Origin of the sequence: Streptacidiphilus fuscans (assembly GCF_015690355.1) — a bacterium.
In the GTDB taxonomy this organism is placed as follows: Bacteria; Actinomycetota; Actinomycetes; order Streptomycetales; family Streptomycetaceae; genus Streptacidiphilus; species Streptacidiphilus fuscans.
The window spans coordinates 111006-124579 of sequence record NZ_JADPRT010000012.1 but is presented as its reverse complement, the minus strand read 5'-3'; the positions used below and the strand labels follow the sequence as shown (position 1 = coordinate 124579).

The 13574-nt window shown below is 71.5% G+C and carries 11 protein-coding genes; 5 read left to right on the top strand and 6 right to left on the bottom strand.

Features of this window, described 5'->3' with window-relative positions; genetic code table 11:
- Positions 1-1046: 1046 nt before the first annotated feature.
- Positions 1047-1547 (bottom strand): SMI1/KNR4 family protein, encoded by a 501-nt coding sequence (locus tag I2501_RS26265; protein ID WP_196196703.1) that lies wholly within the window; start codon positions 1545-1547, stop codon positions 1047-1049.
- Positions 1548-1595: 48 nt separating this feature from the next.
- On the opposite strand from I2501_RS26265, the gene I2501_RS39690 reads away from it, so the two are divergent.
- On the top strand, positions 1596-1916 hold the full coding sequence (locus I2501_RS39690) for a hypothetical protein (RefSeq protein ID WP_236047235.1): 321 nt from the start codon (positions 1596-1598) through the stop codon (positions 1914-1916).
- 294 nt (positions 1917-2210) lie between these two features.
- Here I2501_RS39690 and I2501_RS26255 read toward each other — a convergent pair whose 3' ends face one another.
- Complete coding sequence (locus I2501_RS26255) at positions 2211-2489, bottom strand: HPr family phosphocarrier protein (protein ID WP_196196702.1); 279 nt, start codon at positions 2487-2489, stop codon at positions 2211-2213.
- Between the two features lie 400 nt (positions 2490-2889).
- On the opposite strand from I2501_RS26255, the gene I2501_RS26250 reads away from it, so the two are divergent.
- The 4 genes from I2501_RS26250 to I2501_RS26235 all read left to right on the top strand — a co-directional run bounded on the left by I2501_RS26250 (position 2890) and on the right by I2501_RS26235 (position 8305).
- Positions 2890-5637 (top strand): bifunctional acetate--CoA ligase family protein/GNAT family N-acetyltransferase, encoded by a 2748-nt coding sequence (locus I2501_RS26250; protein ID WP_328806660.1) that lies wholly within the window; start codon positions 2890-2892, stop codon positions 5635-5637.
- Between the two features lie 31 nt (positions 5638-5668).
- Positions 5669-6259 carry a DUF5998 family protein gene (locus I2501_RS26245; protein WP_196196700.1) on the top strand — a complete coding sequence of 197 codons (591 nt, stop codon included), beginning with the start codon at positions 5669-5671 and terminating at the stop codon, positions 6257-6259.
- A gap of 221 nt (positions 6260-6480) precedes the next feature.
- Positions 6481-7653, top strand: coding sequence for an alkaline phosphatase family protein (locus tag I2501_RS26240; RefSeq protein WP_196196699.1), 1173 nt, complete (start codon positions 6481-6483; stop codon positions 7651-7653).
- Positions 7646-8305, top strand: coding sequence for a thymidine kinase (locus tag I2501_RS26235; protein WP_196196698.1), 660 nt, complete (start codon positions 7646-7648; stop codon positions 8303-8305). The genes I2501_RS26240 and I2501_RS26235 overlap by 8 nt, the downstream gene beginning before the upstream one ends.
- A gap of 43 nt (positions 8306-8348) precedes the next feature.
- Here the strand turns inward: I2501_RS26235 and I2501_RS26230 are convergent, their stop codons facing one another.
- The 4 genes from I2501_RS26230 to I2501_RS26215 are packed head-to-tail and all read right to left on the bottom strand — an operon-like array spanning position 8349 to position 13452.
- Complete coding sequence (locus tag I2501_RS26230; protein ID WP_328806643.1) at positions 8349-10157, bottom strand: glycoside hydrolase family 35 protein; 1809 nt, start codon at positions 10155-10157, stop codon at positions 8349-8351.
- Positions 10148-11020: a sugar phosphate isomerase/epimerase family protein gene (locus tag I2501_RS26225; protein ID WP_196196697.1), complete on the bottom strand. Its 873-nt coding sequence runs from the start codon at positions 11018-11020 to the stop codon at positions 10148-10150. Before I2501_RS26225 ends, I2501_RS26230 begins: the two co-directional genes overlap by 10 nt.
- Positions 11017-12255 (bottom strand): dihydrodipicolinate synthase family protein, encoded by a 1239-nt coding sequence (locus I2501_RS26220; RefSeq protein ID WP_408022788.1) that lies wholly within the window; start codon positions 12253-12255, stop codon positions 11017-11019. Before I2501_RS26220 ends, I2501_RS26225 begins: the two co-directional genes overlap by 4 nt.
- 45 nt (positions 12256-12300) lie before the next feature.
- Positions 12301-13452, bottom strand: coding sequence for a Gfo/Idh/MocA family protein (locus tag I2501_RS26215; protein ID WP_196196695.1), 1152 nt, complete (start codon positions 13450-13452; stop codon positions 12301-12303).
- Positions 13453-13574 lie beyond the last annotated feature (122 nt).

Below are 13574 nucleotides of genomic sequence, written 5' to 3'. Positions count from 1 at the left end.
CGACGCAACGGCTAAGCACCGTCGTGGTCGGCAACAGGGCGTGAGCAGTAGCTCGCTGTCGAGCAACAATGCTAGCGCCTCCGTGGCTTCTGCCTCCGAGGCCACGAAGCGGGCGGCCTGCTCAAGAGCTCCCGCGTCGACATCAGTAGGGGGGCAAAACGGCTCCCGCTCTGATTCCAGTCAGGCTGCAAGGTTTCAGCTCTCTGGCATGCGATATCTGGAGAAGACATCGCGGGAAGCGGCCTTCGCTTGCGAGGTTGGCGGCAGTTGAGCTGCTCCAAAGTTCCGCGACCGTCGAGGCGATGCTGGGTCCCATTGTGGCTATGGGATGACCTCTCAGTCTTTGGTGCAGTTGACTGGCCGGATGGTGAGGGGATTGCGGCAGCCCTTAAGCTGCGCTCGGACTTCATTGAGGTTGGATTGTTTGGCGAGCTGGAAATCCCGAAAGAACCCGGGTGCTTTTTCCTGTGGGTGGAACGTCCGGATCTCCCTCTGCGGTTTTTATTGCCGGACCGGAAAATGGGCTTCCCTCTGAGAGGATCGTCCTGTTTGGTGAGACTGACTGCTTCTACTTTCCGGGCATCTTGGATATGATCGAGTAGGATCTCGATCCTGGCGAATTCACAAGCTCGGGAAGCTTAATTCTTTGCCTCTGTCCTCTGTCCTGAGGGGGCATTTTCTCCCAGTGTTTTATTCCGGTACTCTGGTTGAACTTGTAGTCGTCTGCGACGGGCTGACGTTCCTTGATCCCTGCGGTATGTCGTGGTGGTGAGGTATGCGCAGGCGGGTGGGTATAGCCTCGAGGTGCAGGCGGCTTGTGAACGGTTGAGGCTGGAGGCCGCTGAGCGGGGTGGAGGAGCTGCGCTCGAAGGAGCTGGTGTCGGTCGAGCGGCTGTCACAGCACCAATGGGAGCGGCTGGAGGCCGAGTTGCGGTTGGGGCCGTTGGCGCACGATTTCGAGGACGACCAGCGGCGGACCTTGAAGCGGATCGAGCTGATCGGCCGGTTGTCCCATGTGGGGTACGCGGTGCAGGGGGTGCGGTGCTTCAGTCGAAGTCGCTGGCGGAAGAAAGGCCCTCGACGAAGGATCCGAAATCCGAGGCGAGAGGCAACTCAAAGCTGAAGTCAGCGTCGAACCACGTGACTGAAGGTTCCCCATGTCGGCCACACGCCCGGTAGTCCAGCGCGATCCAGCAGGGTCCGTCGCCCGCGAGGAGCACGACAGGCGAGGGTAGACCCCATTCCTTGACCAGGTAGGGGCTGTCGAGCAACGAGACTGTGCGTTCGCGCCGGCCGACGCCCGCTACCTGGTCGAACGGGACGTGGCCCGCGCTCCAGGAGGTGGGCTTGTCTGTCCGAAAGGCGTTCCGAGTACCTGCGACCTGGCCGCCGTTCCGAACGCGCAACAGATCAAGCAGCGAGGCCGGAAGCGTGACATCGAGCAGTCGCTCGGCCTCGCGCACAGCGTGGTCAGTGAGCGGCTGCTGCACCCCGTAGTTGCTGCCGGTGTCCCAGAACGCGGGCTGCACATCGTCAGAACGAGCCATGGCTCGAATCGTAGGAGCTAAGGCGGCCCACGCGTCCAGAATGATCACGTGGCTGAACATGTGCGCGTAGGGGAGATCGACGACGACCAAGGGCGGCGGTTGCTGTGCAGATCGTGCCTGGGACACCGGGTCCGTAGTGACCTGGCGGCGGGCGCAGATGGTGTGCCGTTCGCGCAGCGCATGCCGGTGGACAAGATCGCTGCGGTGACGTTCACCAGCGCGGACCGGGTCCGCGACGTGGTCCACAATTTCAACTCGGACGGCTTTGACCAACTCCTCATGTGCGCGGCTCGTCCGGAGACGTTCGATCTCCTGAGGACCACTCACGCCGCCAAGAGCTCAAATAGACTCCCGGGAAGGCTGGCCTGAACCAAGGGTGAATCCGGTGACGCCGACGGCGAAGGCGCGGGAGTGCGACCGCAGTTCGCCGGGGCTCCACGCCGTTCCACGTTCCACGGGTTGTGCCACGTCCGGACCACACCGTTCCAGCCGCCCCGGGGCCGGTCAAGGAGGCGGAGCGGCCGGGTGAGTGAGACGCGACGCGGCCCGGGGCGCGCCCTGGGAACGCACGAGGGCCGCGCCGCTCCGGAGGAAGGAAGCGGTGCGGCCCTCGTGCAGTACGGGGAGGCACAGGCGGCGCGGGGGAGGCGCCGGACGCGCTGGTCAGGCGGGGGGCAGCTCGTCCAGTCCCTCGGAGACCAGCTTGGCCAGCCGGTCCAGCGCGGCGTCGGCGTTGTCGGCGTCCGAGGCGAGCACGACCTCCTCGCCACCCTGGGCGCCCAGGCCGAGCAGCGCCAGCATGGAGGCGGCGTTGACGGGGGCGCCGCCGTTCTTGGCGATGGTGACCGGAACGCCGACCGCGCCCGCGGCGCGGACGAAGACGGAGGCGGGACGGGCGTGCAGGCCCTCGGGCCAGCCGATGGTGACACGGCGCTCAGCCATGGTGCGTGCCTTTCGCGAGGTGCGCGGATCAGCGCGAGGTGCGCGGATCAGAGGGGTGCGGATCATTCCGGACATTCAGGATATTCGGAGGGGTCCGCCCAATGTTGTCTAGACCATTCTCTCATGGCCTCCCGCGGATGTGCCGGTGGCCGGACCCTCGGCCCGGCGTGGCGGCCCGAAGCCGCTCGGAAATCCGTGCGACGCACGCCCGGCCGGGTGTCCGGCGGACGGCTAGTCTGGCCTGGTGAGCGAGAGCGCGCCCGCCGCAGCGGGACCGGGCCCGACCCCGACCGGAGCAGAGGCCGGAGCGCAGGCTGGAGCCCAGGTCGGAGCCCAGGCCGGGGCTGAGGCCGCGGCCGAGGAGCACCCCGGCTACCCGGCCCACTGGGAGGCCGACATCGTGCTGCGGGACGGCGGCACCGCGCGCATCCGGCCCATCGTCCCCGCCGACGCGGACCGGCTGGTCGACTTCTACCAGCACGTCTCGGACCGGTCGAAGTACTACCGCTTCTTCGCGCCGTATCCGCGCCTCTCCGCCCGCGACGTGCGGCACTTCACCCACCACGACTTCGTCGATCGGGTCGGTCTGGCCGCGCTGGTGCGCGACGAGTTCATCGCCACCGTCCGCTACGACCGGATCGACGCCCAGGGCCGGCCCTCCGGCTCCGGCACCGCGGCCGAGGTGGCCTTCCTGGTCCAGGACGCCCATCAGGGACGCGGCGTGGCGTCCGCGCTGCTGGAGCACATCGCCGCCTCCGCACGCGAACGCGGCATCCGGCGGTTCATCGCCGAGGTGCTGCCGGAGAACCGGAAGATGGCCAAGGTCTTCACCGAGGCCGGGTACACCCAGCACCGCAGCTTCACGGACGGGGTGCTCCACTACGAGCTGGACCTGGAGCCGACCGAGGACTCGCTCGCCGTCATGCGCGCCCGTGAGCACCGCGCCGAGGCGCGTTCGATGCAGCGGCTGCTCAGGCCGCGATCGGTCGCCGTGATCGGTGCCGGACGCAACCCGGTCGGCGTCGGACGCACGATTCTTCGCAACCTGATCGATGCCGGTTTCACCGGTCGGCTCGATGCGATCAATCGATCGTCCGGCGTGAGCGAACTCGACGGCGTGCCCGTGCACGCCTCGATCGCCGACGTGCCCGAGCCGGTCGACCTCGCCGTGATCGCGGTCCCGGCCGAGGAGGTCCCCGACGTCGTCGTGGACTGCGGCGCGGCCGGGGTGCGCGGGCTGGTGGTGATCACCGCCGGATACGCGGAGACGGGCATCGACGGCCGCGCCCGGCAGCGCGAACTGGTCCGTCAGGCACGGGCGGCGGGCATGCGGGTGCTCGGGCCCAACGCGTTCGGGCTGATCAACACGGATCCGTCGGTGCGGCTGGACGCCTCGCTGGCCCCCGCGCTGCCCGACCACGGCCCGCTGGGGATCTTCACCCAGTCCGGCGCGATCGGCGCGGCCCTGCTGGAGGCCGCCCACCGGCGCGGACTCGGCATCTCCTCCTTCGCCTCCGTCGGCAACCGCGCGGACGTCTCGGGCAACGACCTGCTCCAGTACTTCGAGGAGGACGACGCGACCGGCGTGGCCCTGCTCTACCTGGAGTCCTTCGGCAACCCGCGCAAGTTCAGCCGCCTGGCGCGGCGGTTCGCCGCCCGCAAGCCGCTGGTGGTCATCAAGGGCGGCCGGGACACCCGCAGCATCCCGGCCGGACACACGGGCACGGTCACGCGCATGGCCGACACCACCGTCGACACGCTCTTCCAACAGGCGGGCGTGATCCGGGTCGACACCATCACCGAGCTCTACGACACGGCCGACCTGCTGGCCCATCAGCCGATCCCGCCCGGCAACCGGATCGCCATCGTCGGCAACTCGGACTCGGTCGGCCTGCTCACCCACGACGCCGCGCTCAGCGCCGGGCTGCGACCGCTGCTGCCGCACGACCTCACCACCAGCGCCACACCGGACGACTTCCGCCGCGGCCTGCGCGCCGCGGTCGACCGACCGGACAGCGACGCGGTGGTCGCCGTGGTGATCCCGCCGATCGGCGTGGGCGGCTTCCCCCGCTTCCCCGGCTCGGGCCTGCTCGCCAACGGCCACCGCGACGGCTCCGCCACCGAGCTCGACACGGCCCCGTTCGCCGCCGCCCTCGCCGACGCCGCCGTACTGGCCCGCGCGGCGGGCAAGCCGATGGTGATCGTCCACCTCGCGATGTCGGAACTGATCAACGAGGTCAACGCGCTGACCGTGGCGCAGGCGCAGGCGCAGGCGCAGGCGCAGGCACGTGCGCAGGCGGACGCGGACGTTCAGGAGCAGGCGGACGCCCAGCCGCAGGCGGGTGCGGCCGGGGCCGAGGGAAGCGCGGCGGCGACCTCCGGCGCCGAGGCGAGCGCCTCGGCGTCCGGCTCGGGCTCGGGCTCGGCGTCCGGCTCCGGCGCGGCCCCCGGCGTGCCCGCGCACCTGCAGCGCGTGCCCGGGTACCCGCGCCCGGACCGTGCCGTGCGCGCCTTCGCGCACGCCACCCGCTACGCCGCCTGGCGCGTCGACGCCGCCGCGCCGCGCACCTTCCCCGACTTCGAGGACCTGGCCGAGCAGCGCGCCGAGGAGATCGTCGCCGCCGCGCTCGCGGACCGGCACGAGGCCCGACTCGACGCCGCGACCACCGCCGAGCTGCTCGCTTGCTACGGCGTGCGCATCGACGCACCCACCGCGCCCTACCCCGGCGAGCGGCCGGAGGACCCGGTCGCCGAGGACGGCGCGGTCGAGACGACGATCTCCGCCGTCGTCGACCCGGCCGTGGGCGCGATCCTCTCCTTCGGGCTGGCCGGGGTCGCCTCCGAACTGCTGGGCGACGTGGCCCACCGCCTGATTCCGGCCACCACCGCCGAGGTCGCCTCCCTGATCAGGGAGATCAAGGCGGCCCCGCTGCTCTTTGGCTGGCGCGGTTCGCAGCCCGTCGACACCGCCGCCCTGGAGGAGCTGCTGCTCAGGGTCTCGCAGCTGGTGGACGACCTGCCCGAGGTGGCCTCGCTCACCCTCGCCCCGGTGACCGTCGCCACGCGCGGGCTGCGGGTGCTGGGAGCGGAGGTCCGGCTGGCCCGGCTCCCCGCCCGGACCGATCTGGGACCGCGCGCGCTGGCATGAGACGGGCCCGGATCGTGCCAGGATGGTAGCTATGGCGAAGACGGGAACGACCACCACCCAGGGGCTGCGCTCCGCGATCGAGCGCAGCGGCTACTACCCGACCCTCGTGTCCGAGGCCGTCGAGGCGGCCGTGGGCAGCGACAGCGTCGACGCCTTCCTGGTCCACCAGGAGACCACCTTCGACGCCAACGAGGTGCGCCGCCACGTCACCGTGCTGGTGCTGACCGGGACCCGGTTCATCGTCAGCCACACCGACGAGCAGGGCGCCGACGACACCTCGCCCGTGCCGTACGCGACGACCTCGACCGAGAGCGTGAAGATCGGCCGGATCTCGTCGGTCGTGGTCAGCCGGGTTGTCGCCAACCCCGAGAAGTACACCCGTGGGCAGCTGCCGCGTGAGGTGGTGCTGACCATCGGCTGGGGCGCGGTCTCCCGGATCGACCTGGAGCCCGCCGCCTGCGGCGACCCGAACTGTGACGCCGACCACGGCTACACCGGGTCCACCACGGCGGACGACCTCTCGCTGCGGGTCAGCGAGGCGGGCGACGGCCCCGAGACGGTGGCCCAGGCGCTGGCCTTCGCCCAGGCCCTGTCCGAGGCGACGGCCCGGACACCGGAGTAGGGCCTCTCGCAAGGGCCTCTCGCCCGGCCGTCCGCGCCGGCGCGGACGGCCCCGGATCCCAGACCCTGAAGCGCTTCCGCAGTGCGTACGGCCGACGGTGCGTGAACCGCGCGTGACCGGTGCAGGCCTGCGCCTCCCTTCGGCCTGCCTCGGTTAGGGTCACCACCAGTGTCCCTACGCAACACTTGGCCCAACACTCGGTGCAGGCACAGAAAAGACTGATGACTCTCCCTCACACCGCCGCCCCCGTCCCCGCCTACGGCACGGCGTCGCTCTCCGACGTGCTGCCGGCCGTCGCGGCGGGCCTCGGCCTGACCCCCGCCGACGGCGTGCCCACGACCGGGCTGGTACTGCCGCCCGCCGACCGGGTCTGCGTGTTCCTGGTCGACGGACTCGGCTGGGAGCTGATCCGCAACCACCCCGACGAGGCCCCGTACCTGACGTCGCTGCTGTCGACCTCGCTGGCGGGCAGTGGACGCCCGCTCAGCGCCGGGTTCCCCTCCACGACCGCGACCAGCCTGGCGTCCTTCGGGACCAGCCGTCCCCCGGGCGAGCACGGGCTGGCCGGGTACCTGGTGCGGATCCCGGGCGAGCGGCGGCTGATGAACCAGCTTCGCTGGATGCCGCACCAGACGCCGCGCACCTGGCAGCCGCACACCACCGTCTTCCGGCGCACCCATGCCGCGGGCGTCTCGACCTGCCAGGTCTCCTCGCCGCTGTTCGAGTTCACCCCGCTGACCGAGGTGGCGCTCTCGGGCGGCGAGTTCCTCGGACGGCTGACCGGTGAGGAGCGGATGGACCTGGCCGCCGAGCGGCTCGCCGCGGCCGACCGGACGCTGGTCTACACGTACTACAGCGAGCTCGACGGCATGGGCCACCGGCACGGGGTCGACTCCGACGCCTGGCGCGGACAGCTGATGGCGGTCGACCGCCTCGCCCAGCGGCTCGCCGAGCAGTTGCCGCCGCGTTCCGCGCTCTACATCACCGCGGACCACGGCATGGTCGACATCGCCCAGGAGGCGCGCATCGACTTCGACGCGCCGGAGCAGGATGACCTGCGCGCGGGCGTGCTGCTGCTCGGCGGTGAGGGCCGGGCCCGTCACGTCTACGCCAAGCCGGGCGCGGAGGCCGACGTCCACGCCGCCTGGCGGGAGCGGCTCGGTGACCGCTTCTGGATCGCCACCCGCGAGGAGGCCGTCGCGGCGGGCTGGTTCGGCCCGGTGGTCGAGGAGCGGGTGTTGGGCCGGATCGGCGACGTGGTCGCGGTCGCCGCCGCCGACACGGCGGTGATCGCGACCCGCCGCGAGCCGGGGGAGTCGGCGATGGTCGGCCTGCACGGGTCGATGCACCCGGCGGAGCAGCTGGTGCCGCTGCTGGAGGTGCGTCGTGGCTGAGCTGGTCTTCTTCAGTGGGACCATGGACTGCGGCAAGTCGACGCTGGCGCTGCAGATGGACCACAACCACCAGGCGCGCGGGCGCCGCGGCATAATCTTCACCCGCAACGACCGGGCCGGCTCGGCGATCCTCTCCAGCCGACTGGGCCTCAGCACCGAGGCCGTCGAAGTCGACGACGCGCTCGACTTCCACGCCCACGTGGTGAAGCTGCTCTCCGCCGGTGCCCGGATCGACTACCTGATCTGCGACGAGGCCCAGTTCTTCCGGGCCGAGCAGGTGGACCAGCTGGCCCGGATCGTGGACGACCTCGCCATCGACGTCTTCACCTTCGGCATCACCACCGACTTCCGCACCCGGCTCTTCCCGGGCTCAGCCCGGCTGATCGAGCTGGCGGACCGGGTCGAGGTGCTCCAGGTCGAGGCGCTGTGCTGGTGCGGCGCGCGGGCCACGCACAACGCCCGGACCGTCGGCGGCGTGATGGTCGTCGAGGGCGCCCAGGTGGTCGTCGGCGACGTCGCTGTCAGCGAGGACCAGGTCGGCTACGAGGTCCTCTGCCGCCGCCACCACCGCAAGCGGATGACGGCCGCGACGGCTCGGGCGGGCGTGCTCTCCCCGGACGTGCTCCCGTTCGAGGGCACGCCGGGGCGCTGAGCACGGTGTCTTGGCGGTGCTTGGACAGTGTCTTGATGGTGCGTCAGAAATCGCAGCGGGCTGTCTCGGTCGGGCCGAGGTCAGGAGCGTCGCGCAGCTCCACCTCGGCACCGGGCTGGTGCAGTTCCAGCACCACGACCTCGTTGCGGCCCGAGCGCCACAGCGGGGCCGGGGCGTAGAGGGTGCGTTGCGGGCCGATCTCCCAGTAGCGGCCGAGGCAGAAGCCGTTGAGCCAGACGACGCCCTTGGTCCAGCCGGGCAGGGCGAGGAACCCGTCCGCGGGCTCGGTGACGTCCAACGCGAAGCGGTGGAACGCCGGTTGGCCGGCTCCCATGCTGGTCGCCGTGGCTGCGAAGGGCAGCTCCGGCAGCGGATCGAGCGGCAGCGGTCGGATCTCCCAGCCGAACTGGTACTGACCGTCCAGCCGGACGCCTCCGGTGATGCCCTTGCGGTCTTCCAGGCGCGGGCCGTAGTTGATCCGGCCCTGGTTCTCCACCAGCAGCTCCAGCTCCGCGCCGCCGTCCGGAACGCTCAGCGTGATCGAACGATCGGGATGGTTGCGTTCGAGCACGCCGATCGCTTCGCCGTTCAGGAAAACCTGCGCACGATCGGCCAGTCCGTCGATCCGCAGCTCGGTCCGGGCCAGTGGGCCGCGTAGCCGGGTGCGGTACTGGATCAGGCCGAGTGACTGGCCGACCGTCTCCATCGGCTCCGGCTCCAGCCACTGGCTGGGTTTGCAGGGATCGAGCGTGCTGAGCAGGTCCAGGCAGTCGCGCAGGGCGACGCGCCCCGACGGGCGCGCCGACTGCGGGGCGAGGCGCGGCGGCAGCTCCGGCAGCGGATGCGGTACGGGCCCGATCCGGCGCTCGATCACCGCGCGGAAGGCGTGGAACTTGGCCGTCAGCTCGCCCGCCTCGCCGACCGGCGCGTCGTAGTCGTAGCTGGTGGCGGTGGGCAGGTAGTTCGTGCCGTCGTGGTTGGCGCCGTTCCACCAGCCGAAGTTGGTGCCGCCATGGCCCATGTAGATGTTGACGGACGCGCCCGCGGCCAGCAGTGCGTCCAGCGCCTGCGCCGCGTCGTCGGCCTCGCGGACCCGGTGCGGCCGGCCCCAGTGGTCGAACCAGCCGTTCCAGAACTCCATGCAGACCAGCGGCCCGTGGGGCTGGTGCCGACGCAGGCAGGCCAGCGCCTCCTCGGGCCGGGAACCGAAGGTGCCGGTGGTCAGCACGCCGGGCAGCCTGCCGCCGAGCTGGAAGCCGTCCTCCGCGCCGTCGGCGGTGAAGAGCAGGCAGGTCACGCCGCGTGCGCGCAGGCCCTCGTGCAGATAGGCCAGGTAGGCGGTGTCGTTGCCGTAGCTGCCGTACTCGTTCTCGACCCCGACGGCCACGATGGGCCCGCCGCAGTGGTCCTGAAGCGGCGTCAGCCGGGGGAGCAGCTCGTCGAACCACGCGTCGACGGCGGCCAGGTACGCGGCGTCGGTGCGCCGCAGCCGCAGCGAGCGGTCGGCCAGCAGCCAGGCGGGCAGCCCGCCGAACTCCCACTCCGCGCAGATGTAGGGGCCGGGCCGGGCGATCACGTCCAGCCCGAGCTCCCCGGCGAGGCGGACGAAGCCGACCACGTCCTGCGCGCCGTCGAAGTCGAAGGAGCCGCGCTCGCGTTCGTGGACGTTCCAGGCGACGTACGTCTCGACGGTGTTGACGCCCATCGCGCGCAGCCGCAGCAGCCGGTCGCGCCACTGCTCAGGGCGGATCCGGAAGTAGTGCACCGCCGCCGCGACGATCTGGTGCGGAACGCCGTCGCGCAGGAAGCCGGTGCGCGAGTCGGCAAGGGTCTCGGCAAGGGTCAGCGCCACGGTGAAGGGTCCTTTTCCGCGGCGGCGAGGTAGGCGCGGTGACGCTCCGTCAGGGTGCGGAGTGTCTTCTCGCCGGGCGTGTCCCAGACCTCCTGGTTGAAGATCTCGACCTCGGTCCACCCCTGGTAGCCCGCCTCGGCCACCAGCCGGGCCAGGCGCGGGATGTCGATCGCGCCGTCCCCGACGTGCCCGCGTCCGAGCAGCACGTCGGCGGGCAGCGGCAGCAGCCAGTCGCAGACCTGGAACGCGTGGATCATCCCGGCCGCCCCGGCACGGGCGATCTGCCGCTCGACCTCCGGGTCCCACCACACGTGGTAGGTGTCGACGACCACGCCCGTGCCGTGACCGGCCTCATCGGCCAGGTCGATCGCCTGGCCGAGCGTCGAGACGACCGCGCGGTCCGCGCAGAACATCGGGTGCAGCGGCTCGATCGCCAGCCGGACCCCGTGCGCCTCGGCGTAGGGGGCCAGCGCCGCGATCCCGTCGGCGACCGAACGCCGGGCGGCGGGCAGGTCCTTGCTGCCGGTCGGGAGCCCGCCGCAGACCAGGATCAGGGTGTCGGTGCCGAGCGCGGCAGCCTCGTCGACCGCGCGCCGGTTGTCCTCGGCGGCGTCGGCAGCATCCGGCCCGGTGAAGAAGCCGCCTCGGCAGAGGCTGGTGACGGTCAGTCCGGCCTCGCGGACCAGCCGGGCGGCCCCGTCCAGACCCGCCTCGGCGACGCGGTCCCGCCACAGTCCGATACCGGCGATGCCCGCAGCCGTGCAGCCCGCGACGGCCTCGGCAAGCGTCCAGCGCTTGGTGGTCGCGGTGTTGAGCGAAAGCCGCTCCAGGCCGGGGGCCGGTGCGCTTGCTGCCTGGCTCATTGTTCGAATCCCTTCGTGGCGAGGATGGCCCGCATCCGGGCGGCGGCCAGCTCCGGGTCGGGCAGGGCGCCCGCCTCGGCGGCCAGGACGAAGAGCCGGGCCAGATGCGCCACCTCTCGGTCCTCCTGCGCGCCGCCGACCATGGTGAAGTGGTCCTGGTGACCGGCGAGATGGGCCAGGAAGACGACGCCGGTCTTGTAGTGGCGGGTCGGTGCGGCGAAGACGTGCCGGGCCAGCGGCACGGTCGGCTCCAGGACCGCGCGGTAGCGGTCGGTGTCACCCCGGTCCAGCGCCTCTAGCGCGGCTGCGGCGTGCCGGGCGAGCGGGTCGAAGACGCCGAGCAGCGCGTGGCTGAAGCCGTGCTCGTCGCCTCGGATCAGCTCCGGGTAGTGGAAGTCGTCGCCGGTGTAGAGCCGGACCCCGTCCGGCAGCGCGCGCCGCAGCGCGATCTCCCGGTCCGCGTCGAGCAGCGAGACCTTGATGCCGTCGACCTTGTCGGCATGGTCACGGATCAGCGCCAGTACGTGCTCGGCGGCCGCGTCGAGGTCGTCGGAACCCCAGTACCCGGCCAGTGCCGGGTCGAAGGGGGTGCCGAGCCAGTGCAGGATCACCGGCTCGGCGGACTGGGCCAGCAGCCTGCCGTAGACCTCCGCGTAGTCGTCCGGCCCGGACGCGGCGCGGGCCAGTGCGCGGCTGGCCATCAGCACCACCTGCGCCCCGGCCTCCTCGACCACCTGCCACTGTTCTTCGTAAGCAGCGGTGATCGTTTTGAGCGAATGAGCGTCTCCGGTGGACGGAGTGCCCAATTGAGCGCCCAACTGATCGGTGCCGACGCCGCAGGCGAGCCGTCCGCCGACGGCGCGCGCCTCCGCGCCGCTGCGGCGGATCAGCTCGCGCGTCGCGGGCCAGTCCAGGCCCATGCCGCGTTGAGCCGTGTCCATCGCGTCGGCGATGCCGAGGCCGAGGGACCAGAGGTGGTGCCGGAAGGCCAGCGTGGCGTCCCAGTCCACGGCGGCGGGCAGCCCGGGGCCGTTGGGCTGCCGGGGGTCGGCGACGACGTGCGCGGCGGCGAAGGCCGTCCGGCTGCGGGCGGGCCCGCTCCGCGAGGGGAGCCCGGCGAGCAACTCGGCGGTGTCGGGCAGTTGGTAGCGGGTGGCGACCCCGTCGAGCGGAAGCAGGATCGAGGCAGAGGCAGAAGCGGAGGGAGAGGAGGGAACGGAAGCGGGCGAGGGCACGGCAGGACTCCTGAGGCTGATGGGGGCGCTGGTTGTGGCCATCCGTCAGAGGGACAGTTCCGGGATGTCCAGCCGCCGGCCCTCGCGCGAGGAGCGCAGCCCGAGCTCCGCCAACTGCACGCCCTTGGCGCCGGAGAGCAGGTCGTAGGGGAAGGGCTCGTCCGCGACGACGTGCGCCAGGAACTGCTCCCACTGCACCTTGAAGCCGTTGTCGAACTCCTGGTTGTCCGGCACCGGCTGCCACTGCGCGCGGAAAGGCTCGGTGGCCGGCAGGTCCGGGTTCCAGACCGGCTTGGGCGTCGCTCCCCGGTGCTGGATCCGGCAGTTGCGCAGTCCGGCGACCGCGCTGCCCTCGGTCCCGTCGACCTGGAACTCGACCAGCTCGTCCCGGTCCACCCGGGTGGCCCAGGAGGAGTTGATCTGCGCGATCACGCCGCCGTCCAGCTCGAAGACGCCGTAGGCCGCGTCGTCGGCCGTCGCCCGGTAGGCGCGACCGTGCTCGTCGCGGCGCTCCGGGATGTGCGTCCAGGCCTGCGCGTAGACCGAGCGCACCGGCGCGAAGATCCGCTCCAGCACGTAGTGCCAGTGCGGGAACATGTCCAGCACCACGCCGCCGCCGTCCTCGGCCCGGTAGTTCCACGACGGCCGCTGCGCCGACTGCCAGTCGCCCTCGAAGACCCAGTAGCCGAACTCGCCCCGGACGGACAGGATCTGGCCGAAGAAGCCGCCGTCGACCAGGCGCTTCAGCTTGAGCAGACCCGGCAGGAACAGCTTGTCCTGCACCACGCCGTTCTTGACCCCGGCGTCGCGCGCCGCTCGGGCCAGCGAGAGCGCGGCGTCGACCGAGTCGGCGCTCGGCTTCTCGGTGTAGACGTGCTTGCCCGCGGCGATCGCGGCGCGCAGTGCCTTCTCGCGGACCTGGGTGAGCTGGGAGTCGAAGTAGATCTCGTTGGCCGGGTCGGCGAGCGCGGCGTCGAGGTCGGTGGTCCAGCGGGTGAGGCCGTGGCGGTCGGCGATGGCCCGCAGCTTCTCCTCGTTGCGGCCGACCAGCACGGGCTCGGGCATCACCCGGGTGCCGTCGGCCAGTTCGAGCCCGCCCTGCTCGCGCAGCGCGAGGACGGAGCGGACGAGGTGCTGGCGGTATCCCATGCGGCCGGTGACGCCGTTCATGACGATGCCGATGGTCCTCTGAGGCATGGACGTCTCGCTTCTCTTGGCAGGGAGGGACGGGAAGAGGTGAAGAGGGGAAGGGCGGGCAGAGCTGGGGGCGGCGGAGCTGCGGCCGTGCGCGCTCGACGCCGAGCCGTCGCCCTGCGGTG

Coding starts and splice junctions, on each gene's coding strand:
- I2501_RS26215 (WP_196196695.1), bottom strand. CDS start 13,452: ATGCCTCAGAGGACCATCGGCATCGTCATGAACGGCGTCACCGGCCGC.
- I2501_RS26265 (WP_196196703.1), bottom strand. CDS start 1,547: ATGGCTCGTTCTGACGATGTGCAGCCCGCGTTCTGGGACACCGGCAGC.
- I2501_RS26255 (WP_196196702.1), bottom strand. CDS start 2,489: ATGGCTGAGCGCCGTGTCACCATCGGCTGGCCCGAGGGCCTGCACGCC.
- I2501_RS26225 (WP_196196697.1), bottom strand. CDS start 11,020: ATGAGCCAGGCAGCAAGCGCACCGGCCCCCGGCCTGGAGCGGCTTTCG.
- I2501_RS26245 (WP_196196700.1), top strand. CDS start 5,669: ATGGCGAAGACGGGAACGACCACCACCCAGGGGCTGCGCTCCGCGATC.
- I2501_RS26240 (WP_196196699.1), top strand. CDS start 6,481: ATGACTCTCCCTCACACCGCCGCCCCCGTCCCCGCCTACGGCACGGCG.